A 26447-nucleotide genomic window follows, 5' to 3' on the forward strand; every position below is an offset into this window, starting at 1 on the left:
TGGGGAGTTGACGCGTCGCGTTCACGAGATATTTACCCCGTTGCGGTTTGGATAGAACGCCGCAATCCATACGCAATGAATAAAGAGAAGCAACGGCCGAGTTCATGACTGTGAAAATCCTTCTTGCCGAAGACGACAACGATATGCGCCGCTTCCTTGTGAAGGCGCTCGAAAAGGCTGGCTACAAGGTCATGTCCTATGACAACGGCGCCAGCGCCTACGACCGCCTTCGCGAAGAGCCCTTCTCGCTTCTCCTGACCGATATCGTCATGCCCGAGATGGACGGCATCGAGCTTGCCCGTCGGGCGACCGAACTCGATCCGGATCTCAAGGTGATGTTTATCACCGGCTTTGCCGCGGTCGCGCTGAACCCGGATTCGAAAGCTCCGAAGGACGCCAAGGTCCTGTCGAAGCCCTTCCACCTTCGCGACCTGGTCGACGAGGTCAACAAGATGCTGGCCGCCTGAGGCCAGACATTTTTTCCACAGCTGCCGCCGCCGTCCGTGACACTTGGACCGGATCGGCGCAGACTTCAGATCGACCGCCGCGATCCACAGGGATCTCCGGCGGTCTTTTTATTTCAGTGACTTACGCGCAAAGCCCGGAAATCCGGACTTCCGGCAAGCCGCCACAGGCGGCAGACGATGACGGAAAACCGCCAGCAAAATTTCAGTCAAAAAACCTTCGAAAACCCTATTGACGCGAGAGCGGGTTCTATGGTCTATGCGCCTCATCGGATGGGCGTGTAGCTCAGCGGGAGAGCACTACGTTGACATCGTAGGGGTCACAGGTTCAATCCCTGTCACGCCCACCATCCAAGTTTCTGATAAAAAGGGCTTTCGGGAAACCGGAAGCCCTTTTTACGTTTTGCTTCCAAGGTTCATCGAACCTGCGGCCGATGACGCCTAAGCGCGATATTGGAGAGGATCAGAACAGCATGGGACGATCCGTGCCGGATCATCGGCACACTGCGGATTGCGCTAAATGGAAAGCGGCATGAATCGCTACTCGTTTACCTTGACGCAAAATCGCAAAGATTGCAGTATTCAATAGGATACAACTTAATTTCAAGCAGCGTTACGTTGTTGCACACACACTACAGCGGCAGGATATACACCAACATTTTCAAATCCTTCCGACGCAGCCACGCGCAAAATCGGCCTCGCCCTTCGTGATCAGGACTATGGGCAGTCTGATCGAAAACAGTGCTCGACAAGACCTTCGGGTCTTGCCTTGCGCCTGTTTCCTTCCATCCGATCCCATGGTCCTGAACAGAGTGGATGAATTTAACAGGCCCTGACCCTTGCCATCGAATTTGTGAAACCAACGGCACGCACAGTTCTCACGGGTTGTCCAACGCCACACGAGGAGACGGTACAATGAACAGATTTTTCGTTTTCGGTCTTGGTCTTTTCTCAATGTCGACTGCACCATCTCTGGTCCAGGCGCAGGAGGAGCCGAGCTTTGATTGTTCAAAGGCCAAGAGCCAGGTCGAAAAAGTTCTTTGCTCCGGCGGAGATTCCGGAATGGGGTGGATCGATCAGACCATGGCCGACCTGTACAAGGCCGTCCGCGCTGCGCCAGGCGCGGATGCCGCCACACTGGAATCGAGCCAGCGCGCCTGGCTTGCAAAGCGAGACCATTGCCTGATCGACAGCTATCGTGGCCGCTATGCCGAACTCAGCTCCGCCTATGACCAAAAACATCTCACAGGCACGTACGGGAACGCGCGCGGCGTGCTCGACAGCGTGTTGTTTCCCGATGGCAACCTCTTGGTCAACATCTCGACCGATGTCGGCGCTCCCTCCTACGACTCCTGCTCGGTAACCTTCCGTGCCCCGCTTGAAGGGGAGGCGGTGCAGCACGTTTTCACGCCTGAGGAAATCGGCGCCGACGGTCAGTGCACGGTCGACTTGAAGATCACAGGTTCCCAGATCGATGTCACTCCCAAGGATTGCCGCGTTTTCTGCGGCAACTCTGCCTCGTTCGACGGCGCCTACAAGAAACAGTAAGGCACGATCGAGAACTTGATCGATAGATGAGAGGAACGGCGATCGTGCTTCGATGAAGCCGATCGTCTGCCTACCTGTGATCTGATCAACCGGCCCACCGTGACGGCATTGCCGTGCAAGCCACCGAGTGACGGCATCGACCGCAGCGGCCGCCACTGCGCGGAATATTCGGGGTAGCTCATGGATCGGCCAGCCTCGCCGCCCTACTTTGCTCTCGCGACCTGAACGCATCCGCCCGGCAGGAGGCACGCGCCATGTCGACGGCAAAGTGCCGAGGATTCGAGAGCCCTACCGCATGTTTCGTTAGACTGTATTCGATCTAAGGATAAAACATACAGCAATTCAAAGTGTTACAGCGACCTTTGCGCGTCTAATAAGACGCGCGGCGCTGAAGTGGGAAGGAAAGGAACGGACAATGCCAGCCATCAAGAACATCGTCCTGGTCCATGGCGCCTGGGGTGACGCCTCGCATTGGCGCCACGTGATACCGCCGCTGCACGCCAAGGGCTACAATGTCGCAGCGGTCCAGAACCCGCTGACGTCACTTGCCGACGACATCGACCGGACATCGAAACTTGTGGCCGCACAGGACGGGCCGACATTGCTGGTCGGCCATTCCTATGGCGGTGCCGTGATCACCGGCGCCGGCCACGCGCCGAACGTTGCCGGCTTGGTCTATATCGCCGCTTTCGCGCCCGACGAAGGTGACAGTCTCGGCAGCATCTTCGCCCGCCGCGACGCCCCTTCCGGTGCCGGCAGTATCCGGCCTGATAAGGATGGTTTCCTCTGGCTCGACCAGGCGACGTTCCGCCAGAGCTTCGGCCAGGATCTCGGCGAGACCGAAGCGCTGGTCATGGCCGTCGTGCAGAAGCCGATTGCAGGACGCTGCTTTGAAGACAAGTCCGGCCCGCCGGCCTGGAAGGTGAAGCCCAGTTGGTATCAGGTGTCGAGCCGCGACAACATGATTCCGCCGGAAACCGAACAGTGGATGGCGGAGCGCATCAAGGCGAAGAAGACGATCACGCTTGACGCGAGCCACGCGTCGCTGGCCTCGCGTGCCCCGGAGGTCGTCGCGCTGATCGAAGAAGCGGTCGCCTCGCTCGCCTGACGTCGGGCGTCGCGCCACCGGCTGCCCCGAACGACATTTTCATTTCGGGGCAGCATCGTCTTCGCGGGACGAACACCGGCGCCGGCCAAACGTGCCGCCGTCTATCGTCCACGGGCGGCGGTCAATGGGCGACGTTCGACGCGGCCGACATCAGCTCCTCTCGGCGAGGCACGCCGAACATGTTGTGTCCGTCAGCCGTGGCCTCGGTAAAGCTCCATCGCACGATGCCATCCCGATCGAGCAGGAACTCGCCGACGAGTTGCCCTTCGCCCGTCGCGATCATGCGTTCGTCGTCATGTGTGATTTCATAGCCGTCCGCCTTGTCGAGAAACGACGAGGCCGCCCAAGGATCCATAGCGGCCGGCAGCTCGCCCGGCATGTCAACCAGCATTGCCATGACGGTTTTCTTGGCAAGTTTGTGAGGCCAATCGTCCTCATCCTCGGTGAACTGAAGATTGGGTAAGCCGAACGCGCGGTGAGAAACCCGTTCCGGATCGGACGCCGCCAGCAGATGTGGCAGCGGATGGTAGCGGAAATAAAGGCGCGCCCGGTCGATCGGCGTGTTGACGACCGTCAGGCTCTCGACACCTTTTTCGCGCAGTGCCTCGTCGAGCTGCGCCATCGCCGCGATCTGGCGTCGGCAGAAGGGGCAGTGCAGACCGCGGAACAGGCCGACCAGCACCGGCTTGCGACCGCGAAAATCGTCGATGGAAATCTGACCGTCCTGGGTGATGGCGTCGAGAACCACGTTCGGTGCCCGGTCACCGGGTTGCAACGGTCCATTGTGCTGTTCAACCATAATCTTTTCTCCTTATGCCGATCGTGGGTCACGGAGATGTGGGGAGCGCGTCTCGCGCGGTGCGCTAAACGCGACCATCGCGTCGAACGCAGAGCCGGTTTGGCGACACAAGCCTACATTTCGGGCGCCCTTTCGCGGCCAATCCTACAGCGCCGCGCGTCTTGTTAGACGCGCAAAGGTCGCTGTAGCACTTTGAATGGCTGCATGTTTTTATCCTTAAATCGAATAGGATCTAAGGAAACATGCAGTAGAACCCGAATCGTCGTGTTTACCTTCGACGGACCTGCCCTGCAGCGCCCCTAGTCGAGGAATGGCAGTATCATCAACGCTTCGGGATCAAGACCGTGCCGTGTGCATATGTCGCGAGCCGAAGCGAAGTGCCTTTCCGCACCATCGAGGTCACCAGCATCAAGGCAGAGCGTCGCCAAGCCATCATAGCACGGAAACAACAGCTGTGCCTCTCGCGTTTCGAAAGCGAGTTCGAGAGCCTCCTCATACAGACGGCGCGCGACATCCGGGCGACCGTGGCACTGATCGATCTGTCCCAGCACCAGCAACGACACCGGCAGATGATCGCGCTGATCGAGCTCGCGGTCGATCGCGATCGCCCGTTCGGCAGCCGGAATGCCGTCGGCAGCACAGCGGTCGGTGAAGGTGCAGTAGGCCACCGCCAGATTGGAAAGCAGCCGCGCCTGGAAGCTGAGGTCGCCGATACGGTGGGCCATGCCGAAGCCGAACTTGCAGACCTCGATGGCCCGCCGTGGCTCGATGATCGTGTAGAGGACGGCAAGATTGGTGTACCCCCGGCAGGCCGCATTGAGCAGGTCGGCAGCCTCCGCGACCGAGACGCTGCGCTCGATCGTTGCGATCGCCTCAGTGCCGCGGTTGAGGCGCGCCAGCGCCACCCCTTTGGTATTGAGGGCTTCCGCCGTCACCCGATCCATTTCGCGCCGAGCGTCCGGTGCTTGCGGCACCAGCGCCCCGACACGCTTCAGGGCATCGTCGGCCCAGACGATAGCGTCGGCATAGTTGCCCATGCGAAAGGCAAGGTGGCCCCGTTCCTGGGAGAGATGGGCGCTTTCGATCGGCGCATCCGCGTCTTCCAGAAGCTGGGCCGCGTTCGCGAATGCCACCAGCGCCTCGTCGCGCCGGGCCGCCTCCCACAGGAGATGTCCGTACTTGCGCTGGATGCGGGCCGCTGAGACCCGGTCGTCAGTGGCATGATAGACGTCGAGCAGGGAAGCGTAGTGCCCAGCAGCCGCGTCGCGCCGCCCGGAAGGGCCGAGCAGATCGGCAACGCGCTCGCGGGCAGCAAGCCATTCGGTCCCCTCCTCGCCAGCGGCCGCCCAGGCGGCCATGGCCTGCTTGTAGAACCGTATGGCATCATCATTCGCATAGATCGCCTGCGCGCGTTCTCCTGCCGCCATGAGATAGCGCGCGCCCTTCGACCTATCCTCCGACTGGCTGAAATGGTGGCCAAGCAACGCCATCTCCTCCAGCCTTGTCGTCTGTGCTCCATAGCGGCGCTCAAGCTGGTCGGCGACAACGGCATGTATCTCCGCACGCCGACGCAGGAGCAGGTTGTTGTAGACCACCTCCTGCAGCAGCGTCTGGGTGAAGCGGTAGGTCTGCGCGCCCTGTAAGCGTCCCTCCCGCGTCTCCTCGATAATTTCGGCATCACACAGATTGTCCAGCGCCGCATCGATCGTGGCTTCATCGCCGGCAACGACACGCAGCAAGTCGACATCAAACCGCGGGCCGATGACTGCCGCATGGTGAAGCAGTCTGCGCGACCGCGGTTGCAGTCGGTCGATCCTGCCCAAAAGCATGGCTTCGATGGTTACGGGAATATCGACGGTGGCCTCGCGCTCGACCACGCGCCAGGCGGCCCCGAAATGCTTCAGCGCATCGACTTCGATCAGGCCACGTACGATTTCCTCGATGAACAGCGGATTTCCGCTGGCGCGCGCCAGTATTCGGCCCGCCAGCCCCCGATGCAGGCCATCGGTACCGAAGAAGGCCGAAAGCAGCCTGCGCCCTTCGGTCTCGGTGAGCGGCGCGAGCCGCAACGCCGTGAGGCTCGTTCGGCCAGGCTTCAGCCGATCGACCGCCGCGTCCGGGCGCTGCGTCGTCAGCATCATCAATGGACTGCCCTCCATCCGGTCGAGGATAAAGGCGATGGCATCGAGGGACGCGGCATCGGCCCAATGCAGATCCTCGATCACCAGCAGCAGCGGCGTTCGCGACAGGCGCCGCTCGAAGATGGCTCGCACGGCCGCAAAGAGCTGGCGACGCATCTGTTCCGGCTCGACATGGCGCAAGGTTTCGTCGTGCGTTCCCATCCCCAGGATGCGAAGGAAAAGCGGCACGAGCTGTTCAAGCTTTTCGGGCGCAAAGCCGATCTCGGCAAGCCCCGCTGTGAGCAACTCTGTCGTCCGCTCCAATGTATCGAAGGTCGAGATGCCATAGGCGCCGCGCAAAACAGATGCCAGAACACCGTAGGAAGGTTCTCCGAGCGGAGAAGAGCTAGCGCGACGAACGACAACGTGCCCGAAGCGCGGATCGACGGCGACCAGCGCAAGAAATGTATCGACGAGGCGCGATTTTCCCATCCCCGCCTCCCCGGACAGACGCACCAGTTGCGCCGCCCCGTTACAGGCGAGTTCCAGGCAATCGAGCAGTCGCTTCATTTCCGCATCGCGCCCGACCAATGGTGAAGTCAGACCCAACGCCTCCAGACCTCGTGCGGCACTAGGGGCGTCAAGAACCTTGATCAGACGGTAAACCTCGATGATGCCGGCCTTGCCGCGCAATGCGGTTGCACCCAGCGCCTCGTAGGCGAAGGCATGCCGGGTCACGCGGTGTGTCACCGGTCCAACGAGAATTTCGCCGGGTCCTGCCATGGACTGCAGGCGCTGCGCGGTGTTCACGGCATCGCCAGTGACCGAATAGGATCTGCTGTCTCCAGCGCCCAGGGCGCCGGCAACCACGGTTCCGGTATTCAAGCCGATATGCAGGCTGACCGGCGCACCGATGCGATCCTGCCAGCGCTCACCGACAAGGCTGCCGCGCGCGATCATGTCGATCGCTGCACGCAGGGCCCGCTCGGCATCATCCTCATGCGCCACCGGGGCGCCAAACAGCGCGAGCAGCGCATCGCCGATGAATTTGTCGACGAAGCCGCCATAGGTTTCGACCGCCGCGGTGAGCTCTGCAAAAAGTTCGTTCTGAAACGTTTGCAGGATCTCCGGATCCATATGTTCGCCAAGGCTGGTAAACCCGCACAGATCGGCAAAAAGAATGGTTGCCGTACGGCGGTCGGCATTTTCGTTGTCGCTCGATACCGTCAGGGATGAGTCCCGCACCGCTCTAGGCTGGGGCATCACGGCAGCCTGCCCGGACGCCAGGACCTTTGCCGCCGTCGGCTTTTCCACCGGCGTCCCACAATTCGGGCAGAAGGCGAAACCTGGCAGACAGTCCGCGCCACAGCCCGGACACAGGCTCTGCTGTTTGGCTCCGCAGCTCGGGCAAAACGAAAAACGCCCCTCGATCTCGCAACCGCACTCACGACAATTCATCAATGGCGAACCTTCGAAGAGGCTCCGTGCTCCGCATGCTATCCAGAGCCGTTTGGACAAAATATGCACAAAACAATGAACCCGCCGGCAAGGCTTTGCAAGCAATCGCTAATTAAGATTTCAAAGACTGACAGGCTACGAACAGGACGCGCCATGGCGCCCTTGGGAGGCATTCTGCATTCCTCTCCGTCGACCAAGCGAGCCCTTGGCCGACGGAAACAAAGACCTCGAAATCAGGGGTGGGCGCGGCGGCGGGACGGCCTGCGCACGCTCGACCTGCCTGCAAAGGTACCGAGATCGATGGCGGCGCCGTCCGGCGCCCGGCAAACCTCTTCGGGGTGGCGATCACTTGCTTCGATGGCGAAGTGGATCGCCGCCGCCTCATTGGTGAAGAGCCCTCCGACCAGTCCCTTGCGGTCGGAGACAACCCACCATCCATGACTATCGCGCCCGACGACGAAACGCGCGCGCGCCAGGAAGCCACGCCGTACCTGCTGCATACTGCCCATGATCGAATGGTCCTCGTTGATGAAGAGTGCGGCTACTCAGCCGACAAACCAGGGGATGACCATCTGGATGGCATAGGCGAGCCCAAGCACGATACCGAGGCGGATGCCGATGCCGAGAAAGGCGTCGCGAACCACACTGTTGGAGGTGGCATAGTTATCGCTGCCCTCCGACCGGCGTCTTTGTTCCGCCTGCGCGGCAAGATGGGGAAAGCGTGACATGGTCTGTCTCCTTTGATGTCGACGCGGCCTCAGCTCGCAAGCGCCAGTGGCAAGCTCGGGCTGGCATGGGAGGCGCTGCGAACCTCGGCCAGCGGTTCGAGCGCTGAACGGATCTCGGCTGCCGTCTCCGGCGACACCGTCGTCAGCGGCAGCCGCACGTCGGGGCTTAAGCCTCGTGCCAGATGCAAGGCGTATTTGATCGGCCCCGGGTTGGTTTCGCGCTCGAGCGCGATAAACAGAGGTTGGAGCCGCTGATGGATGGCGACAGCCGCTTGGGCGTTGCCCGTTGTGATCGCATGATGCAGCGACACCATCAGCCTCGGCACGACATTTGCGGCGACCGAAATCGTGCCATGCCCGCCACAAAGGTTGAACGGCAGCGCCGTCTGGTCGTTGCCCGAGAAGTGGCAGAGCTGCGCCTTGATCGATGGCGACGATGCGAGAAAGCGGCCGACGTCTCCCGTCGCGTCCTTGATGCCGACGACCCCAGGCAGCTGCGCCAATCTCTCGAGCGTGCGCGGCGCAATATCGACGCCGCTGCGTGAGGGCACATTGTAAACGATGACAGGCAGATCGACCGCCCGGACCACTGCCTCGTAGTGGCGATAGATCCCCTCCTGGGAGGGCTTGTTGTAATAGGGTGCAACGATGAGCGCGGCATCGGAGCCGAGCGTCTTGGCCTCCGTGGTCAGTTCGACCGTCGTTTCGGTGCAGTTCGTGCCCGTGCCGGCGATGACAGGGACGTTCTTCTCGGCGACCTCGACGCACCGTTCGATGACCATCCTACGCTCGGCGCGGGAAAGCGTCGCGGATTCGCCCGTCGTTCCGCAGGCGACGATGGCGGAAATGCCGTGGCGGATCTGGCATTCGACGAGCGACATCAGGCCGACGGTATCGACCTTGCCGTCCTTGAATGGCGTGACCAACGCCGTGATCGCCCCTTCGAGGCGAAGCCAATGATCGCTCATGGAAATGTCCTTCAGGTTGGAAGATGGCCGCGGCGAATTCTGTCGCCTTCGATGGAAAGCCGGTGGACGCGGCAGCATTGCAGGAAGGCCGTCAGCAGGGCCGTCGCCAGATCGGCGTGGCGCGCCTTGAATGTCACGCGGCCGGCACCCGCCGGAGCGTAACGAAGCGTACAGGTCCACACGCTGCATTCGTGGCTGAGCGTGCGCAGGCAGAGCTTGGCTTTGGTCGAAGTCGTCAGCTGGATCACGGCATCGACCAGCGCGTCGGCGGCCATGAGCTCGCGGAAGCGGCGCGACGGCCAGTCTTCGGCAACCAGATCAGGCATGTCTTGGACCAGTCGTACGGCCTCCCAGACGTGATGTTCACGTAGGCGGCGCACCGCCTCGATGCGCAGGAGCAGGAGCTTCAAGGCATCCGGCCCGCCGTCGGCGCGATCCGCTCCCTCAAAGGGGCTGATGCCGGGCTGGCGATCCGGCGTATCGGAACGATGGCGAAGGCTGAAATCGTAAAGGGTCATGATGCTCACCCGTTGTCGATGAGTGGAGGCTACCCCTGCCCCGCGTCCGGTTTCGATTGCGACTTGCATCGGCCGGCATAAGATTTTCATAAGGGGATCACGTGGCGGGTGTCCAAGCCGCGGACACGACGCTAGATTGGCGCAAGGGGTCGATATCCGGCCGAAATGCGGGCAGTGTCGCGTCGAAATAATCTGACGCAAAAGATGACGTGCACGCAATTTTGCGCTAGGTAGCCCCTGCACTGGCGGTCGGTGATCGCCACATCAGCCAATGACATTTCGTCCTTGAAGGAAAACGTCCATGCCTGCCTATCGCTCCCGCACCACCACCCACGGCCGCAACATGGCCGGCGCCCGCGGCCTTTGGCGCGCGACGGGCATGAAGGATGGCGACTTCGGCAAGCCGATTATCGCGGTGGTCAACTCCTTCACGCAGTTCGTGCCGGGCCACGTCCACCTCAAGGACCTCGGCCAGCTCGTCGCCCGCGAAATCGAAGCGGCCGGCGGCGTCGCCAAGGAATTCAACACCATCGCCGTCGATGACGGCATCGCCATGGGCCATGACGGCATGCTCTATTCGCTGCCGTCGCGCGAGATCATCGCCGACAGCGTCGAATACATGGTCAACGCCCACTGTGCCGACGCCATGGTCTGCATCTCCAACTGCGACAAGATCACGCCCGGCATGCTGATGGCGGCACTGCGCCTCAACATCCCGGCCGTCTTCGTGTCCGGCGGCCCGATGGAGGCCGGCAAGGTCGTCCTGCACGGCAAGACGCATGCGCTCGACCTGGTCGACGCCATGGTCGCTGCCGCCGACGACAACATCTCCGACGAGGACGTCAAGGTCATCGAGCGCTCGGCCTGCCCGACCTGCGGTTCCTGTTCCGGCATGTTCACCGCCAATTCGATGAACTGTCTGACGGAAGCGCTCGGCCTGTCGTTGCCGGGCAACGGCTCGACGCTCGCAACGCATGCCGACCGCAAGCGCCTGTTCGTCGAGGCTGGCCACCTGATCGTCGACATCGCCCGCCGCCATTACGAGCAGGATGACGACAGTGTGCTGCCGCGCAACGTCGCCTCGAAGCAGGCCTTTGAAAACGCCATGGCGCTCGATATCGCCATGGGTGGCTCGACCAACACCGTTCTGCACATTCTCGCCGCCGCCCATGAAGGCGAGGTCGATTTCACCATGGCCGACATCGACCGGCTGTCGCGCAAGGTTCCCTGCCTGTCCAAGGTGGCTCCGGCCAAGAGCGACGTGCACATGGAAGACGTGCACCGTGCCGGCGGCATCATGTCGATCCTCGGCGAACTAGAAAAAGGCGGGCTGATCAACCGCGATTGCCCGACGGTGCACAGCGAGACCCTCGGCCACGCCATCGACCGCTGGGACATCACGCGCACGACGAGCGAAACCGTGCGCAACTTCTTCCGCGCGGCCCCCGGTGGCATTCCGACCCAGGTCGCCTTCAGCCAGGAAGCCCGCTGGGATGAGCTCGACACCGACCGCGAAAAGGGCGTCATCCGCTCGGTCGAACATCCCTTCTCCAAGGACGGCGGCCTTGCCGTGCTCAAGGGCAACATTGCGCTCGACGGCTGCATCGTGAAGACCGCCGGCGTCGATGAGAGCATCCTGAAGTTCTCCGGTCCGGCACGGGTGTTCGAAAGCCAGGACGCATCGGTCAAGGCCATTCTCGCCAACGAGATCAAGGCCGGCGACGTCGTCGTCATCCGCTACGAAGGTCCGAAGGGCGGCCCGGGCATGCAGGAAATGCTCTATCCGACGAGCTATCTGAAGTCGAAGGGCCTTGGCAAAGCCTGCGCGCTGATCACCGACGGCCGCTTCTCCGGCGGCACCTCGGGCCTTTCGATCGGCCACGTCTCGCCGGAAGCGGCGAACGGCGGCATGATCGGCCTGGTGCGCGAAGGCGACATGATCGACATCGACATCCCCAACCGCACGATCAGCCTGCGCGTCGACGAGGCGGAACTCGCCAGCCGCCGCGCCGAACAGGACGCCAAGGGCTGGAAGCCGACCGAGGTGCGCAAGCGCAAGGTGACGACGGCCCTCAAGGCCTACGCCGCCTTTGCCACCTCCGCAGACCGCGGTGCTGTTCGCGACCTCGGCGATCTCTGAGCCGACGACGGTTAACGAGACGGAAGGCTCCCGCTCGCGGGGGCCTTTTTCATGCGCGTCGCGACCTTGCGACCACACGCGCCGCTACCAGGCTCAGCCGGCCTGTTACGCACACAATTCACCTGCTATTTTAGATTGATCTAATTTTTGTAGGGGTGGACGATGACAAACGCGGCGAACCTGCTCGGCACCTGGAAAATGCTCTCCTGGACCCGCAAGGCGGTGGTATCGGGCGAAATCAGCGATGCCATGGGTCCGGACCCCATCGGCTATCTCTCCTACCAGCCGGATGGCCGCATGACCGCGGTCGTGGTCAAGCGCAATCGACCCGTGCCGAACGGCGCAACCCCCACCGACGAGGAAAAGGTCGCACTGTTCGATTCGATGCTTGCCTATGCCGGCTCCTATACGCTCGAGGACGGCAAGGTCATCCATCATGTCGAGGCGAGCTGGAACCCGGCCTGGGGCGTTTCGGACCTGATCCGGCCGTTCATGCTGGACGGCGACCGGCTAGTGATCCACAGCGCGCCGGGCGTCGACCCAACAACCGGCGAAGAGGTCACCTATCACCTTGAGTTCCGCAAGGTTTGAAGACCGTTCCACCAGGGCCCATCGATGCAGGAGCATTGCATGACGCCCGATGCAGCAGCCTAGAGGTGGCGTGTCTCGGCCGGCGGGTGGAACCAGTTGTTGTTGCGGCCGTCCATGTACTTCACCGGCGCTTCGGCAAGCACGGCGGGATCGAGATCATCGAGCGTTGCAACATTGACGGAATAGTAGGCGCCGCCGATTTCCTCGATATAGCCATGCCCGTAGGCAGCAATGCCGCAGGTCTTGCAGAAGCGGTGATGCACGCTGTCGCTGCCGAACTGGTAGTCGGCGATATCGACTTCTTCGGCCTGCAGCCGGAACGCATCCGGCTTCACGATCGCGCCCCAGTAACGCTTCTTCCAGCAGATCGAGCAGTTGCACTTGCCCGTACCGGCGTCGAGATCGATGTCGGCCTCATAGCGGATCTTTCCGCAATGGCAGCTTCCCCGATAGGTCATTTTCATTGACTATACTCCCAGACCAAAACAGCGCCTTCTCAAGGCGCCAACATGACAACTTACTGTCATTTACCCCTCCCACAATGACAACATATTGTCAATTGCGCTCTACGATGGAATGCTGAAAGTAGGGAAAGCAGACGGACCGAGCACGATACTCAAACGATGCACCGAATTTAGAGACGCCGGATCCCCGAAGGGGCACTGGCCCAGTTGTCGTTGCGTCCGTCCGTATAGACGACGGGAGCCCCCGCCGGCGCCGAAGGGTCGAGGTCGTCAGGGCAGGCAAGATTCCCTTCGTACTATCAAAACGCTTGCGACGAGGACGCCTCCATGACAACATGCTGTCATTATTCACCATCGCGCAATGGTAGTCTCTTCCAACATGAATGACCCTGTTCGCACCCCTGCCGGCGACGCCTTCGCCCAGTTCGCCATCTCGGTGCTTCGCCTGGCCGGTCCGTTGACGGCGGCGGGCGACACGCTCGCCAAACCCTCGGGCCAGACCAGTGCGCGTTGGCAGGTGTTGGCGGCTGCAAGCCACGCACCGATGTCAGTTGCCGATGCCGCCCGCGCGCTTGGCCTTGCGCGACAGGGCGTACAGCGCATCGCCGACCTGCTCGAAGAAGAGGGCTTGATCGCCTATGGCGACAATCCGGCACACCAGCGGGCAAAGCTGATGGTACCGACGCCGCGCGGCGAGGAGGTGTTGGATGAAATCAAGGCCAGGCAGGCCGTCTGGGCGAATGCCGTTGGCGCGGAACTCGGAGAGGAGCAGTTGCAGCGAGCAACCGCATTGATCGGTGAAGCCATCGGCCTGCTGCGGGATCGCCAGGCGACGGGCTAGAAGCAGGATCGATCAGGCAAACTGCAGGAGATCGGAGCGCAGACGCTCCGGCCCGCCCTCACCGAGCCTCACGCCCACGATCGCGTGGGTCGCCTTCCAGATCGGGACAGCCCGTGCCAGCAGGCGCTCGCCCTCCGGCGTCAACCGCAGCCGACGCGACCGTCGGTCCTCTTCGTCAGCGAAAATCTCGACGAGCCTGCGCCGCTCCAGCGGCTTCAGCGCTGCCGTCAGCGTCGTGCGATCCATGGCAAGCAGCGACGCTACCGCGCCCATGTTCGGCGGCGCCGGACGATTGAGCGACATCAGCAGGGAAAACTGGCCGTTGGTAATGTCGAGCGGCCGCAAGGCATCGTCGAACTGGCGGGCGATCGCACGGGCCGCGCGCTGGACATGCAGGCACAGGCAGGTGTCCTTCACGAACAATGTGGTCTCGAACGGAATGACGGGTACTTTTGACATGACTGATTAATGTTGATATCAACGTAATTAGTCAAGTGCAACGTTGGAAGGAGGAGCGGGCATGAGACAGGATCATGCAGTCGTATCGTCGCAGGAATGGCTGAAAGCGCGAAAAGCGCTTCTGGATCTGGAAAAAGAACACACCCACCTCAGAGACAAGGTCAACGCGGCACGCCTCGCCTTGCCCTGGGTGAAGATGGAAAAATCCTACGTCTTCGACACGCCTGATGGCCAGAAGTCCCTGGCTGAACTCTTCGACGGGCGCAGCCAGCTCGTCGTCTATCACTTCATGTTCGGCCCGACCTGGGAGGCCGGCTGCCCCGGCTGCTCGTTCCTCGTCGACCATTTCGACGGCATGCTGCCGCACCTCAATCACCACGACGTGACGTTGACCGCCGTCTCCAACGCGCCCCTCTCGAAGCTCGAAGCCTACAAGAAACGCATGGGCTGGCGTTTCCCCTGGGCTTCGGCCGAGGGCAACGGCTTCAACAGCGACTTTCACGTCGCCTTCACGCCGGCCGAACTCGCTCAGGGCAAGGTCGTCTACAACTTCACCGAGACGGAAAGTGCCAACGCACACGAGGAACTGCCCGGCCTCAGCGCCTTTCAGAAGACCGACGACGGCACCGTCTACCACACCTATTCCACCTATGCCCGCGGGCTTGAGGAAATGGTCGGCACGCTGATGCTTCTCGACCGCGCGCCGAAGGGACGAAACGAGGAGGGCACACAGGGTTTCGTGCGCCGCCATGACGAATATGGCGATATGCCCAGACGCAAAGCCGGCTAAGCCTCCCGGCAACTGCGCCCGGAACGGAACCTTTCGGCACCGGGCGCGTTTCTTTTCGCTTGTATCTCTGATCCACTCGTATCTCTGATCGATTTTCACGCGTCCCGGGGAGAGGAAGCTTCGGTGAAGGCAGAACCGGAAGAAGCGCATCGCTGGCTCGAGCAACTGCTCGGCGATTGGCAGGTGCGCACATCCGGCGCGCCGGAAACAGGCACCCCATGGACAGAGCATGTTCGCAGCCTTCAGGGGCTCTGGGCGGTCTGCGAAGGCCAGGGCACGATGCCAGACGGCAGCTTCGGCCAGACCTTGATGACACTTGGCTACAGCCCCGAAACCGGACGCTTCGTTGGAACCTGGGTCGGCTCGATGATGACCCACATGTGGATCTATGACGGCGAACTCGAACCTGACGGGCTGACGCTGTCGCTCTATTGCGATGGCCCGGACTTCGACGCTCCAGGAAGGAAGGCCAGGTATCGCGACGCCATAACCATGGCCAATCCCGGCGCCTGTTGACGGCCCATGTCAGGACGGTTGAGGGGGCCTGGAAGGAACTGATGACGGCGGAGTACAGCCGCCTCTGACGGGGATTTAAAACACATCGCTTGGCCTCGCCGGCCTCGTTCGGCGCCGGCTTCCAACATCGCAACCGGAGGACATAAGATGGCAGGCCATCACGGCAAATTCGTCTGGTACGAACTGATGACGACGGACACCAAGGCGGCAGAAACCTTCTACAAGGACGTCGTGGGGTGGGACGCCCGCGACGCCGGCATGCCCGGCGTCAGCTATACCCTGTTTACGAAAGGTGAGCGGCAAGTCGCGGGCCTGATGACCATGCCCGAAGGCGCGCTCGAGATGAACGTGCCCCCCGCATGGCTCGGCTATATCGGTGTCGAAGATGTCGATGCGGCGGCGGCAACGGTTGCTGCCAAGGGCGGCAAGATCCACCGTGCGCCCGACGACATCCCCGGCATCGGCCGCTTCGCCATCGCCACCGACCCGCATGGCGCGGTTTTCGCCCTGTTTACCGGCATCGGCGACCCGCCGCCCGCCGTTGACCCAATGATGCCGGGCCAGATCGGCTGGCATGAACTGATGTCCGGCGACCTCGACACGGCCTTCCCCTTCTATGCCGAGGTCTTCGGCTGGACCAAGGATCACGCCATGGATATGGGGGAAATGGGCACCTATCAGATCTTTGCAATCGACGGCGTGCAGGCCGGGGGCATGATGACCAAGCCGAAGGACATCCCGTCCCCCTATTGGCTCTATTACATCAACGTCGCAGCGCTCGACACGGCCATAGAGCGTATCAAATCCGGTGGTGGCAAGATCGTCCTTGAGCCCTTGGAAGTACCGGGCGGAGCCTGGATCATCCAGGCGCTCGACCCGCAAGGCGCACTCTTCGCTCTTGCCGGCCAGAGAGGCTGAACGCAATCGCGATCGAAACGGACCTGCCTGACGTCCATCGATGGGCTCCAGGCAGGCCGATGATCACCGCTCATCTGGCAGGCGCCCTGCAATCGGCGCCCGGCGTGCGCCGCACGCATCCCTCAGTTGCGGTTTAACCCATGGTATTTTAGGGTATTTCAGGGATATTTAACACCTTATGCGATAGTACATGCGGCATGTATCACTGATCGCGGAAAGCATTCCTTCTCCGCGACAAGAAATTGTCGCGACTCCGGCACGATAGCCGGTAGCATTGGTGGACCAACTTCGCGCAAATGACCAATCACACCAACAATGAGCTCCAGCGCGGCGAGAACGGTCGCAACCTTCGCTCAGCGAAGATGCTGCGCCGCAAACTGCAGTGGCTGATCGCCATCGTGGTCGCCTGTACGGGTGTGCTTGCCACCGAAATCATCGCCGCGTCCTATTCCGACTTCGTTGTTGCTCGACGCAACCTTGCGGAAGTCATCGCGTTCTGTCGTGTTCTGAACACGGCAACCTATCTCTCGGCCGAGCGTGGGCCGTCGAATGGGGTGATGGGCATCGGCGTCGGCCCGGGTTCTCCGGTTCAGGCGCGCCTTGTCGAGTTTCGGGCGCGCAGCGACGCAGCCCTTGCCGAGATCGTCGCCGGCGCGACCGATGGCAGCCGGTCGGAGCCGGCGACGGCACTTTCTCCCATTCTTGCCGAAGTCCAGCGTCGCCTTCAGCTCGGCCGTGCCGAGATCGATCGCATCGCCGCCCTGCCGCCGGAACGCCGCGACCTCAAGGAAATCCAGATGGCGATCGAAGGCATGTTTGCGGTGATCGACGCAATGCGCCCCGCCTTCGACTGGAACATCCAGCGCTTGACCAACACCGATCCTGATCTGGCGGGCATCGCCATCGCCGCCCATATGCTCGCCAATCTGCGCGAGGATGGCGGTCGGCTCGCGTCCCAGGTCATGGCTCCGGTCGCGGTCGGAAGACCGCTGGAAGCCAAGAACATCGCCGACAGCGAGCGAACCCGCGGTCGCCTGCAGGAAATCTGGTCCGTCGTCGGCAAGCCGGGCGCATTGCCCGGGCTGAAGCCGAAGAACATCGCCGATATCGCTGCGATCGAGCACCAGTTCTTCGGCGAAGGTTTTGCCATCGTCGACAGCGTCGTTTCGGTCGGCAGGCATACCGGGCATTACCCGATGACAGCGGAGCAATTCACCGACCGCTACGTTCCGAAGATGAAGCCACTCGAGATCCTTCGCCGCGATTTCATGGATGCCACGGTCGAGAGGCTCGCCAGCAGCAAGACGCAGGCTTCGGTCAAGCTGGCGATCGCCACCACCGCAACCTTCGCCCTGTTCATCGTTCTTCTCGTTCTCATGCGCCGCGCGCGATCGCTGGTCTTCGAGCCGCTGCTGCTTGCGCGCCACAGCATCATCGAGCTTGCCCATGACCGCCCGATCGCCCGATTGAGCGGCAAGGGCGGCGAAGGCGAAATGGGACGGCTGTTCGATGCGATCGACGTGCTGCGTCAGAGGCTCGACGAGCGCACGCTCCTGATGAAGCACCTCGAACGCCAGGCCGAGACCGACGAACTGACCGGTCTGCTCAACCGTCGCGCGCTGGAACTCATCGGCGGCGCCGAGGATGCGGCGGGTAACGACAAGAACGCCTGCCTGATCCTCATGGACATCGATCACTTCAAGCAGATCAACGACACCCACGGCCATCTTGTCGGCGACATCGTGCTGAAGGAAACCGCCCGCATCATCCGCTATTCCGTGCGCTCGTCCGATCTCGTCGCGCGTTTCGGCGGCGAGGAATTCGCCGTCATTACCCCAGGCGACGATCTCGAGGCAGCGCGCGCCCTTGCCGAACGCATCAGGTCCAATCTTGCGCGCGCGCCAATCACCTTTGCCGACGGCAAGGAGCTGAACGTCACCGCAAGCTTCGGCGTCGCCGGGGCCGACGCCAATCCGGGCTGGAAAGGCCTGATCGAAAGCGCCGACACCGAGCTCTACCGCGCGAAATCCGAAGGACGCAATCGCGTCTGCGGCTGACCCGACAGCCGGACACCCCGTCTCCTCGTCACCCGGACAACCGTGCTCGCGCTGCCAGAAAATCGAGCATCACCCTGACGCGGGACGGAAGCGCCCCGCCCTGGCCCTGAAACACGGCGTGAAAGGTCTCGCGGTCCCCCGGATTGAGATGCTCGACCAGCGGCACCAGCCGGCCGGCATCGATGTCATCCCTAACGGTAAAGGTCGCCATCCGTGCCAGTCCAACGCCGGCAAGCACCAGCCGGCGCAACCCCTCCCCGTCGCTCACGCGCAGCTTCTCGCTCGGCGGCAGCAATATCGCTTCGCCATTGGACAATAGCGGCCAGCCGTCGACGGACCTGATATAGCTGAGGCTTAGGCGATTGTGCGCCATCAGCGCGTCAAGGCTCTCGGGCCTGCCGCAGCGCTCGAGATAGGACGGCGCCCCAACGATGGTCATCGACGTGCTGCCGAGCTTGCGTGCAATCAGCCTCGAGGCTTTGAGCGGACCGGCGCGGATTGCGATGTCGACGCGCTCCGCCATGAGGTCGACGACGGCATCGGTCTGGATGATGTCAACCGAAAGCTCCGGATAGGCGCTCAGAAATTCCGGCAGCAGCGGCATCAGCACATGCGTGGCAAACGATGCGCTGGCGTTGAGACGAACGCGGCCCGCCGGTGCATCGCCAGCAGCCGCCTGTCTCTCCGCGTCATCGATATCGGCGAGAATGCGGGCCGCTCGCTCGTGGAAGGCGCAGCCCTCCGGCGTCAATTGCAGTTGCCGCGTCGACCGGTTGATCAGCCGAACGCCGAGCCTTTCTTCCAGCCGCTGCACCAGCTTGCTCACCGCCGATGGCGTCATGCAGCATTCGCGTGCCGCCGCCGAGAAGCCGCCGAGCTCGACAGCCCTGACGAAGACGGCCATTTCGCCGGATCGGTTGATCGAATTTCGCGACATGTGACTTCAACTCACAAATGATGTTCCTGCAGACGGTCTACCTCTCAAATGCCAGAGACACCACCTTCCTCCTGCCAATGCAGGCACGAACGCAACGAGGAGTTAGAATGATGGAATACAGACGGCTTGGCTCATCAGGATTGAAGGTTCCAGCGCTCAGTTTCGGCGCCGGCACCTTCGGCGGCAAGGGCCCGCTTTTCAGCGCCTGGGGCAACAGCGACAATGCCGAGGCACGCCGTCTTGTCGACATCTGCATCGAGGCCGGCGTCAATCTTTTCGACACGGCAGACGTCTATTCCGACGGTGCCTCCGAAGAGGTGCTCGGCGCAGCCATCAAGGGACGGCGCAACGACGTGCTGATCTCCACCAAGATGTCACTGCCGATGGGCGACGGTCCGAACGATGCCGGTTCGTCGCGCTCGCGGTTGATCAAGGGGATCGACGATGCCCTGCGCCGCCTCGGCACCGACACCATCGACCTGATGCAATTGCACGCCTTCGATGCCGGCACGCCGGTCGAAGAGGTGCTTTCGACGCTCGATACCTTGGTGCGCGCCGGCAAGCTGCGCTACGTCGGCGTTTCCAATTTCGCCGGGTGGCAGCTTATGAAGTCGCTCGCCGCGGCGGAAAAACAAGGATATCCGCGCTACGTCGCCCATCAGGTCTATTACTCGCTGGTCGGACGCGACTATGAATGGGAACTGATGCCGCTTGGGCTCGACCAGGGCGTCGGCGCACTCGTCTGGAGCCCGCTCGGTTGGGGCCGCCTGACCGGCAAGATCAGACGTGGCCAGCCCTGGCCGGAAGGAAGCCGCCTGCACGATACCGCCTCCTTCGGCCCGCCGGTCGATGACGACAAGCTCTACGATATCGTCGACGTGCTCGACGAGCTGGCGGCTGAGACCGGCAAGACCATCCCGCAGATCGCCATCAACTGGCTGCTGCAGCGCCCGACGGTGTCGAGCGTCATCATCGGCGCCCGCAATGAAGAGCAGTTGCGCCAGAACCTGGGTGCCGTCGGCTGGTCGCTGACACCTGACCAGATTGCACGGCTCGACAAGGCCAGTCAGAAGACGCCCACCTACCCGCACTTCCCCTATCACCTCCAGGAAGGCTTCGCCCGCCTGAACCCGCCGGCAGTGTGAACGCCTCCGCCCGCCGATCGACGCGCCGGAGAAATCCGGCGCTGTCTTTCGCGCTTGCTTTCTCCCTTCGCATTGCACAAACTTCCTTTGAATGGCGGCGCTAGACTTGCCATCAAGGGGACAAAATCCGGTATGTCGATCAAGGCAAGTATCTACCACCTGACCCACTATACCTATGACCGCCCGATCAGGCTTTCACCGCAGATCATCCGGTTGAAACCGGCGGCCCACTCCAAGACCAAGGTCATCAGCCACTCGCTGAAAGTCTCGCCTGCCAACCACTTCGTCAATCTGCAGCAGGACCCCTACGGCAACTACCTCGCCCGTTACGTCTTCCCGGATCCGGTGACCGAACTGAAGGTCGAAGTCGATCTCGTCGCCGACATGACCGTCTACAACCCCTTCGACTTCTTCATCGAGGAAGAGTCCGAGCATTGGCCCTTCGCCTATCCTGAGGACCTAATCGACGACCTGAAGATCTACATGACGCCGGAACCGATGGGGCCGGCGCTGTCTTCGTTCATGGCGACCGTCGATCGCTCCCGGCAACGGACCATCGACATGGTCGTCGGCCTCAATGCCCGGCTCCAGCAGGACGTCGGCTACGTCATCCGCATGGAGCCGGGTGTCCAGCCGCCGGAGGAAACGCTGACGTCGGCCAGAGGGTCGTGCCGCGATTCGAGCTGGCTGTTCGTCCAGATCCTGCGCAATCTGGGTTATGCCGCCCGCTTCGTCTCGGGCTACCTCATCCAGCTGGCGCCCGATCTCAAGGCGCTCGACGGCCCGTCCGGCACCGAACACGATTTTACCGACCTGCATGCCTGGGCCGAGGTTTATCTGCCCGGCGCCGGCTGGGTCGGGCTTGACCCGACCTCCGGCCTTCTGACCGGCGAAAGCCATATTCCGCTCGCCGCCACGCCGCATTACCGCAACGCCGCCCCGATTTCCGGCGGCTTCTTCGGCGATCTTGAAACTCGTACCGACTTTGCCTTCGACATGAAGGTCTCGCGCGTCGCCGAGCATCCGCGCATCACCAAGCCGTTCTCCGATGAAAGCTGGCAGGCCCTCAACGCGCTCGGCGAGCAAGTCGACCAGGTGCTGTCCGAAAACGACGTGCGCCTGACGATGGGCGGCGAGCCGACCTTCGTATCGATCGACGATTTCGAAGCAGAGGAATGGAACACCGAAGCTGTCGGGCCGACCAAGCGCGAGAAGGCGGATATCCTCATCCGTCGGCTGCGCGAACGCTTCGCGCCCGGCGGTTTTCTGCATTACGGCCAGGGCAAGTGGTATCCGGGCGAAAGCCTGCCGCGCTGGACCTTCTCGCTCTACTGGCGAAAGGACGGCGTGCCGATCTGGCGTCAGGCCGATCTCATTGCCGAGGAGAACGGCCAGCATGACGTGACGGCAGAAGATGCCGAACGCCTGCTGCATGTGGTGGCAGCCGAATTGAGCGTGCCGACTGAGATGGTCGTGCCGGCTTTCGAAGACCCGGCCGATTGGCTGCTCAAGGAAGCAAACCTTCCCGACAACGTCGATCCGGCCAATTCCAAGCTGAAGGATCCAGAGGAACGCAGCCGCATGGCCCGCGTGTTCGAGCGCGGCCTGACGGCACCGACCGGCTACGTGCTGCCGGTGCAGGCCTGGAATGCGCGTGCCACCGGCGTGCGGTGGATGAGCGAGAAGTGGCAGACCCGCCGCGGCCGCATCTTCCTCGTTCCAGGCGACAGCCCCGTCGGCTATCGCCTGCCGCTCGGCGCCCTGCCCTATGTCGCTCCGTCCGCCTATCCCTATATCCATCCGGTCGACCCGACCGTTCCGCGCGACGATCTGCCCGATTTCGCCGAAACCAGCGCCCGCCCGCAGCATTCGCGCTTCCAGGCCTCGGAAGCGCCTGAAACCCCGCAACCCCAGCCACGCGACGAGATCGCCGGGCTGGTGCGCACGGCGATCAGTGTCGAGCCGCGCGACGGCAGGCTCTGCGTCTTCATGCCGCCGACGACGAGCATCGAGGAATATCTCGACCTGATCGCTTCGACCGAACGGGCCGCCGCCGCACTCGGCCTGCCGCTTCACATAGAAGGTTACGCGCCGCCACACGACGAGCGCATCAATGTCATCCGCGTGGCACCCGATCCCGGTGTCATCGAGGTCAACATCCATCCGGCCGCCAGCTGGCAGGAGTGCGTCGATATCACCACCGCGATCTACGAAGAGGCACGTCAAAGCCGGCTCGGCGCCGACAAGTTCATGATCGACGGCCGCCACACCGGCACTGGCGGCGGCAATCACGTCGTCGTCGGCGGCGCCAATCCCAATGACAGCCCGTTCCTGCGCCGGCCCGACCTGTTGAAGAGCATTGTCCTCTATTGGCAGCGCCATCCGTCGCTCTCCTACCTGTTCTCCGGCATGTTCATTGGGCCGACCAGTCAGGCCCCGCGCATCGACGAGGCTCGGCACGATCAGCTCTACGAGCTGGAGATTGCGCTCGCGCAGGTCCCGCTGCCGGGTTCCGCAACACCGCCGCCCCTGCCCTGGCTGGTCGACCGGCTGTTCCGCAACCTGCTCGTAGACGTCACCGGCAACACCCACCGTGCCGAAATCTGCATCGACAAATTGTTTTCGCCCGACGGGCCGACCGGCCGCCTCGGCCTCGTCGAATTCCGCGGCTTCGAGATGCCGCCCAATGCCCGCATGTCGCTTGCGCAGCAGCTGTTGGTGCGCGCGCTCATCGCCCGTTTCTGGAAACACCCGCTCGACGGCCGCTTCGTGCGCTGGGGAACCGCCCTTCATGACCGCTTCATGCTGCCGCATGACGTCTGGCAGGATTTCCTCGAAGTGCTCGCCGATCTGCGCGCCCATGGGTTCGATCTTCGGCCGGAATGGTTCGAGGCCCAGCTCGAATTCCGCTTCCCCTTCTGCGGAGAGGTCGAATACGAAGGCGGCAGGCTGGAAATTCGTCAGGCACTGGAGCCTTGGCATGTCATGGGCGAACAGGGCGCAATCGGTGGCACCGTGCGCTATGTCGACAGCTCCGTCGAGCGGCTGCAGGTCAGGCTCGACACGCCAAATCCCGAGCGCTACACCGTCACCTGCAACGGCCGTCCCGTGCCTCTCGCCAAGACGGGTGTCAATGGCAGCGCCGTTGCCGGCGTTCGCTACAAGGCCTGGCAACCGGCCGCCGGCCTTCACCCGGTTTTGCCCGTGAACACTCCCCTTACATTCGATATCTATGATACATGGTCGAATCGGGCGATTGGCGGATGCGTCTACCACGTCGCCCATCCGGGCGGGCGCAGTTACGAGACATTTCCGGTCAACGGCAACGAGGCAGAAGCGCGGCGACTGGCGCGGTTCGAGCCCTGGGGCCACACTCCGGGAGGCTACCTGCTTCATCCGGAAAGCCCGTCGATGGAATTTCCGATGACGCTTGATCTCAGGCGTCCGCCAGGAGCGTAAATGGCGAAGAAGCAGACAGCAGCGGCAGGCCGGCTGGGCATCGATGACGATCCGGTTTTCGGCTACCGTGCACTTCCAGGCATTGCCGACGAGATGCTCGACGCGCACGGCAATGTCCGGCCCGTCTGGCAGCGGCTGCTTTCGACGCTCGGCCGCCTCGACGAAACGGACCTTGTCAATCGCTTCGCACGCGCCGACCGCTATCTGCGCGACGCCGGCGTCTTCTATCGGGTCTATGGCGGCAAGGACAGCTCGGAGAGAAGCTGGCCGCTGTCGCATATCCCGGTCCTGATCGACGAGCACGAATGGGCGACGGTCTCGCAAGGCCTCATCCAGCGCGCCGAACTTCTGGAGAAGGTCGTCGCCGACGTCTACGGCGAAAACCGCCTGGTGCGCGAAGGCCTGCTGCCGCCGGCATTGATCGCCTCCAACCCCGATTTTCTCCGACCGCTCGTCAGCGTCAAACCGGCCGATGGCCATTTCCTGCAATTCATCTCCTTCGAGATCGGCCGTGGGCCTGATGGTAACTGGTGGGTCCTCTCGGATCGCACAGAGGCGCCGTCCGGTGCCGGCTTCGCGCTGGAAAACCGGGTCGCCACCACGCGTGCCTTCTCCAATCTCTATGCCGAAACGCATGTGCATCGCCTCGCCGGCTTCTTCGGCGCCTTCCGCGACACGCTGCAGGCGCGCAAGCTGCATCCGGACGATCGCATCGCCGTGCTCTCGCCCGGGATCGCCAACGAGACCTATTTCGAGCACGCCTATATCGCCCGCTATCTCGGCTTCATGCTTCTGGAAGGCGAAGACCTGACTGTTGTCGGCGGACGGGTGATGGTGCGCACGGTCGCCGGGCTGAAGCCGGTCGGCGTGCTCTGGCGCCGCCTCGACGCCGCCTTCGCCGATCCGCTGGAATTGAACCAGTCGTCGCACATCGGCACCCCCGGCATCGTCGAGGCTCTGCGGGCCGGTTCCGTCGCGATCGTCAACGCGCTCGGCTCCGGCATCGTCGAAACGCGCGCCTTCCTCGCCTTCCTGCCGGCCATCTGCCGGCATCTACTCGGCGAGGAACAGAAGCTGCCATCGATCGCCACCTGGTGGTGCGGCCAGACATCCGAGCGTGCGCAGGTCGCCGCCAATATCGAGCGCATGGTCATCGGCCCGGCCTATGCGACGCGCCCGTTCTTCGACGACAACGGCCAGTCGGTGCTCGGAGCGTCACTGGGCGAAAAGGACAAGGCGTCGATCTCCGATTGGCTCGATGCCGAGGCCGGAAAACTTGTCGGCCAGGAGGCGGTCACGCTGTCGACCACGCCGGCCTGGGTGCGCGGCCGCCTGACGCCGCGCCCGATGAGCCTGCGCGTTTTTGCCGCCCGCACCCGCGATGGCTGGCAGATCATGCCCGGCGGCTTTGCCCGCATCGGATCCGGCGACGATGTTGCCGCGATCGCCATGCAGGCCGGCGGCACGGCGGCCGACGTCTGGATCGTCAGCGACCGGCCGGTCGAACGCACCACCTTGCTGCCGGCCGAGGAAAGCTTCACCCGCAACATGCCGGGAAGCCTGCCGAGCCGGGCGGCCGACAACCTGTTCTGGCTTGGCCGCTATATCGAGCGCGCGGAAGGGGCGTTGCGCATCCTGCGCGCCTGGCACGGCCGGTTTGCCGAGACTGCCGACCCGAGCCTGCCGCTGCTTCAGGACGTCACCGATTATCTTGCCGCCCTCGATATCGATACCCGCCAGGCGGTGCCCGACAGCCTGCTGGCCAATATCGCAAGCGCGCTCTTCAGCGCCGGCAACATCCGCGACCGCTTCTCGCCGGACGGCTGGCTGGCGCTCAACGATCTGTCGCAGACGGCACGAAAGTTTCATGCGACCGTGCAGTCGGGCGACGATGCCACCCGCGCCATGACCGTGCTTTTGCGCAAGCTCGCTGGGTTTGCCGGTCTCGTGCACGAAAACATGTATCGCTTTACCGGCTGGCGCTTTCTGTCGATCGGCCGCTACATCGAACGTGGGCTGCACATGACGCGGCTGCTTGGTCATATGTCCGGCCCCGACGCCCCCGATGGCGCCTACGACATGCTGCTTGAGATCGGCGACAGCGTCATGACCCACCGCCGGCGCTACAACGTCAACACCGCGGCACTCACCGTGACCGACCTGCTGGCGCTCGACCCGCTCAACCCACGCTCGGTGCTCTACCAGCTGAACGAGATCAAGACCGAGGTGGAGCTTCTGCCGAACGCCTATGTCAACGGCCAGATGTCGCCCTTCTACCGCGAGGCGATGCGCCTGCATTCCGGCCTTGCGGTCATGACGCCGGAGGCGATGAACCTCGGCGTCTACAACAGGCTGGAGCGGGACCTGGAAGCGCTCTCCAATATTCTCGCCAACACCTATCTCGGCTGACCGGCAGGAT

Annotated in this window: 21 protein-coding genes, 1 tRNA gene and 1 pseudogene; 14 read left to right on the plus strand and 9 right to left on the minus strand. The window is 62.7% G+C overall.

What is annotated here, in order from left to right:
* Positions 1–104: 104 nt before the first annotated feature.
* The 4 genes from cpdR1 to ASD52_RS34590 all read left to right on the plus strand — a co-directional run bounded on the left by cpdR1 (position 105) and on the right by ASD52_RS34590 (position 3120).
* The gene (gene cpdR1 / locus ASD52_RS34575; RefSeq protein ID WP_025424823.1) at positions 105–467 is read left to right on the plus strand and encodes a response regulator CpdR1; all 363 of its coding nucleotides are present in this window, start codon (positions 105–107) and stop codon (positions 465–467) included.
* 272 nt (positions 468–739) lie between these two features.
* Positions 740–814: transfer RNA gene (locus ASD52_RS34580), tRNA-Val, on the plus strand.
* Between the two features lie 565 nt (positions 815–1379).
* The gene (locus ASD52_RS34585) at positions 1380–2012 is read left to right on the plus strand and encodes a DUF1311 domain-containing protein (protein WP_025424824.1); all 633 of its coding nucleotides are present in this window, start codon (positions 1380–1382) and stop codon (positions 2010–2012) included.
* Between the two features lie 415 nt (positions 2013–2427).
* A complete protein-coding gene (locus tag ASD52_RS34590; protein WP_025424825.1) occupies positions 2428–3120 on the plus strand; it encodes an alpha/beta hydrolase in 693 nt (230 codons plus the stop codon).
* A gap of 121 nt (positions 3121–3241) precedes the next feature.
* Here the strand turns inward: ASD52_RS34590 and ASD52_RS34595 are convergent, their stop codons facing one another.
* From ASD52_RS34595 to ASD52_RS34620, 6 genes are all read right to left on the minus strand, one after another.
* Positions 3242–3919 (minus strand): peroxiredoxin-like family protein, encoded by a 678-nt coding sequence (locus tag ASD52_RS34595; RefSeq protein WP_025424826.1) that lies wholly within the window; start codon positions 3917–3919, stop codon positions 3242–3244.
* Positions 3920–4218: 299 nt separating this feature from the next.
* Entirely contained in the window at positions 4219–7497 is a 3279-nt protein-coding gene (locus tag ASD52_RS34600) for an adenylate/guanylate cyclase domain-containing protein (protein WP_025424827.1), read from the minus strand.
* 233 nt (positions 7498–7730) lie between these two features.
* Complete coding sequence (locus ASD52_RS34605) at positions 7731–8006, minus strand: hypothetical protein (RefSeq protein WP_025424828.1); 276 nt, start codon at positions 8004–8006, stop codon at positions 7731–7733.
* Positions 8007–8042: 36 nt separating this feature from the next.
* Positions 8043–8225, minus strand: a complete 183-nt coding sequence (locus ASD52_RS34610) for a hypothetical protein (protein ID WP_025424829.1) — start codon at positions 8223–8225, stop codon at positions 8043–8045.
* A gap of 29 nt (positions 8226–8254) precedes the next feature.
* A complete protein-coding gene (gene dapA, locus ASD52_RS34615) occupies positions 8255–9193 on the minus strand; it encodes a 4-hydroxy-tetrahydrodipicolinate synthase (protein ID WP_025424830.1) in 939 nt (312 codons plus the stop codon).
* Between the two features lie 11 nt (positions 9194–9204).
* Positions 9205–9711 (minus strand): hypothetical protein, encoded by a 507-nt coding sequence (locus ASD52_RS34620; protein ID WP_025424831.1) that lies wholly within the window; start codon positions 9709–9711, stop codon positions 9205–9207.
* A gap of 301 nt (positions 9712–10012) precedes the next feature.
* Here ASD52_RS34620 and ilvD point away from each other — a divergent pair, with 301 nt between their 5' ends.
* Positions 10013–11851, plus strand: coding sequence for a dihydroxy-acid dehydratase (gene ilvD, locus ASD52_RS34625; RefSeq protein WP_025424832.1), 1839 nt, complete (start codon positions 10013–10015; stop codon positions 11849–11851).
* Between the two features lie 162 nt (positions 11852–12013).
* Positions 12014–12442 (plus strand): lipocalin-like domain-containing protein, encoded by a 429-nt coding sequence (locus tag ASD52_RS34630; RefSeq protein WP_025424833.1) that lies wholly within the window; start codon positions 12014–12016, stop codon positions 12440–12442.
* A 59-nt stretch (positions 12443–12501) separates the two neighbouring features.
* On the opposite strand, the gene ASD52_RS34635 is transcribed toward ASD52_RS34630, so the two are convergent.
* Positions 12502–12906: a GFA family protein gene (locus ASD52_RS34635; protein WP_025424834.1), complete on the minus strand. Its 405-nt coding sequence runs from the start codon at positions 12904–12906 to the stop codon at positions 12502–12504.
* A 379-nt stretch (positions 12907–13285) separates the two neighbouring features.
* Between ASD52_RS34635 and ASD52_RS34640 the strand changes: the two genes are divergently transcribed.
* Positions 13286–13747, plus strand: coding sequence for a MarR family winged helix-turn-helix transcriptional regulator (locus ASD52_RS34640; RefSeq protein WP_025424835.1), 462 nt, complete (start codon positions 13286–13288; stop codon positions 13745–13747).
* 12 nt (positions 13748–13759) lie between these two features.
* On the opposite strand, the gene ASD52_RS34645 is transcribed toward ASD52_RS34640, so the two are convergent.
* Positions 13760–14206 (minus strand): MarR family transcriptional regulator, encoded by a 447-nt coding sequence (locus ASD52_RS34645; protein ID WP_025424836.1) that lies wholly within the window; start codon positions 14204–14206, stop codon positions 13760–13762.
* Between the two features lie 61 nt (positions 14207–14267).
* On the opposite strand from ASD52_RS34645, the gene ASD52_RS34650 reads away from it, so the two are divergent.
* The 4 genes and pseudogenes from ASD52_RS34650 to ASD52_RS34665 all read left to right on the plus strand — a co-directional run bounded on the left by ASD52_RS34650 (position 14268) and on the right by ASD52_RS34665 (position 18487).
* Positions 14268–14996 (plus strand): thioredoxin family protein, encoded by a 729-nt coding sequence (locus tag ASD52_RS34650; RefSeq protein WP_025424837.1) that lies wholly within the window; start codon positions 14268–14270, stop codon positions 14994–14996.
* 123 nt (positions 14997–15119) lie between these two features.
* Positions 15120–15580, plus strand: a pseudogene (locus ASD52_RS34655) (DUF1579 domain-containing protein).
* Between the two features lie 79 nt (positions 15581–15659).
* Complete coding sequence (locus ASD52_RS34660; protein ID WP_025424838.1) at positions 15660–16430, plus strand: VOC family protein; 771 nt, start codon at positions 15660–15662, stop codon at positions 16428–16430.
* A gap of 296 nt (positions 16431–16726) precedes the next feature.
* Positions 16727–18487 (plus strand): GGDEF domain-containing protein, encoded by a 1761-nt coding sequence (locus tag ASD52_RS34665; RefSeq protein ID WP_025424839.1) that lies wholly within the window; start codon positions 16727–16729, stop codon positions 18485–18487.
* A 28-nt stretch (positions 18488–18515) separates the two neighbouring features.
* Here ASD52_RS34665 and ASD52_RS34670 read toward each other — a convergent pair whose 3' ends face one another.
* Entirely contained in the window at positions 18516–19424 is a 909-nt protein-coding gene (locus tag ASD52_RS34670) for a LysR family transcriptional regulator (RefSeq protein WP_025424840.1), read from the minus strand.
* Between the two features lie 110 nt (positions 19425–19534).
* On the opposite strand from ASD52_RS34670, the gene ASD52_RS34675 reads away from it, so the two are divergent.
* From ASD52_RS34675 to ASD52_RS34685, 3 genes are all read left to right on the plus strand, one after another.
* Positions 19535–20569 (plus strand): aldo/keto reductase, encoded by a 1035-nt coding sequence (locus tag ASD52_RS34675; protein ID WP_025424841.1) that lies wholly within the window; start codon positions 19535–19537, stop codon positions 20567–20569.
* A gap of 132 nt (positions 20570–20701) precedes the next feature.
* The gene (locus ASD52_RS34680; protein ID WP_025424842.1) at positions 20702–24028 is read left to right on the plus strand and encodes a transglutaminase family protein; all 3327 of its coding nucleotides are present in this window, start codon (positions 20702–20704) and stop codon (positions 24026–24028) included.
* Entirely contained in the window at positions 24029–26437 is a 2409-nt protein-coding gene (locus tag ASD52_RS34685) for a circularly permuted type 2 ATP-grasp protein (protein ID WP_025424843.1), read from the plus strand. It begins immediately after the preceding gene.
* The last annotated feature ends 10 nt before the right edge of the window (positions 26438–26447 follow it).

The sequence above is a fragment of the Ensifer sp. Root142 genome, assembly GCF_001426785.1.
Taxonomy (GTDB): Bacteria; Pseudomonadota; Alphaproteobacteria; order Rhizobiales; family Rhizobiaceae; genus Ensifer; species Ensifer canadensis.

Excerpts from the sequence above, each read along its gene's own strand:
- ASD52_RS34620 (WP_025424831.1), bottom strand. The coding sequence starts at position 9,711 with ATGACCCTTTACGATTTCAGCCTTCGCCATCGTTCCGATACGCCGGAT.
- ASD52_RS34680 (WP_025424842.1), top strand. The coding sequence starts at position 20,702 with ATGTCGATCAAGGCAAGTATCTACCACCTGACCCACTATACCTATGAC.
- ASD52_RS34590 (WP_025424825.1), top strand. The coding sequence starts at position 2,428 with ATGCCAGCCATCAAGAACATCGTCCTGGTCCATGGCGCCTGGGGTGAC.
- ASD52_RS34685 (WP_025424843.1), top strand. The coding sequence starts at position 24,029 with ATGGCGAAGAAGCAGACAGCAGCGGCAGGCCGGCTGGGCATCGATGAC.
- ASD52_RS34595 (WP_025424826.1), bottom strand. The coding sequence starts at position 3,919 with ATGGTTGAACAGCACAATGGACCGTTGCAACCCGGTGACCGGGCACCG.
- ASD52_RS34675 (WP_025424841.1), top strand. The coding sequence starts at position 19,535 with ATGGAATACAGACGGCTTGGCTCATCAGGATTGAAGGTTCCAGCGCTC.
- ASD52_RS34665 (WP_025424839.1), top strand. The coding sequence starts at position 16,727 with ATGACCAATCACACCAACAATGAGCTCCAGCGCGGCGAGAACGGTCGC.
- ASD52_RS34635 (WP_025424834.1), bottom strand. The coding sequence starts at position 12,906 with ATGAAAATGACCTATCGGGGAAGCTGCCATTGCGGAAAGATCCGCTAT.
- ASD52_RS34630 (WP_025424833.1), top strand. The coding sequence starts at position 12,014 with ATGACAAACGCGGCGAACCTGCTCGGCACCTGGAAAATGCTCTCCTGG.
- cpdR1 (WP_025424823.1), top strand. The coding sequence starts at position 105 with ATGACTGTGAAAATCCTTCTTGCCGAAGACGACAACGATATGCGCCGC.
- ASD52_RS34650 (WP_025424837.1), top strand. The coding sequence starts at position 14,268 with ATGAGACAGGATCATGCAGTCGTATCGTCGCAGGAATGGCTGAAAGCG.
- ASD52_RS34645 (WP_025424836.1), bottom strand. The coding sequence starts at position 14,206 with ATGTCAAAAGTACCCGTCATTCCGTTCGAGACCACATTGTTCGTGAAG.
- ASD52_RS34600 (WP_025424827.1), bottom strand. The coding sequence starts at position 7,497 with ATGAATTGTCGTGAGTGCGGTTGCGAGATCGAGGGGCGTTTTTCGTTT.
- ASD52_RS34670 (WP_025424840.1), bottom strand. The coding sequence starts at position 19,424 with ATGTCGCGAAATTCGATCAACCGATCCGGCGAAATGGCCGTCTTCGTC.
- ASD52_RS34585 (WP_025424824.1), top strand. The coding sequence starts at position 1,380 with ATGAACAGATTTTTCGTTTTCGGTCTTGGTCTTTTCTCAATGTCGACT.
- ASD52_RS34660 (WP_025424838.1), top strand. The coding sequence starts at position 15,660 with ATGGCAGGCCATCACGGCAAATTCGTCTGGTACGAACTGATGACGACG.
- ASD52_RS34605 (WP_025424828.1), bottom strand. The coding sequence starts at position 8,006 with ATGGGCAGTATGCAGCAGGTACGGCGTGGCTTCCTGGCGCGCGCGCGT.
- dapA (WP_025424830.1), bottom strand. The coding sequence starts at position 9,193 with ATGAGCGATCATTGGCTTCGCCTCGAAGGGGCGATCACGGCGTTGGTC.
- ASD52_RS34640 (WP_025424835.1), top strand. The coding sequence starts at position 13,286 with ATGAATGACCCTGTTCGCACCCCTGCCGGCGACGCCTTCGCCCAGTTC.
- ASD52_RS34610 (WP_025424829.1), bottom strand. The coding sequence starts at position 8,225 with ATGTCACGCTTTCCCCATCTTGCCGCGCAGGCGGAACAAAGACGCCGG.
- ilvD (WP_025424832.1), top strand. The coding sequence starts at position 10,013 with ATGCCTGCCTATCGCTCCCGCACCACCACCCACGGCCGCAACATGGCC.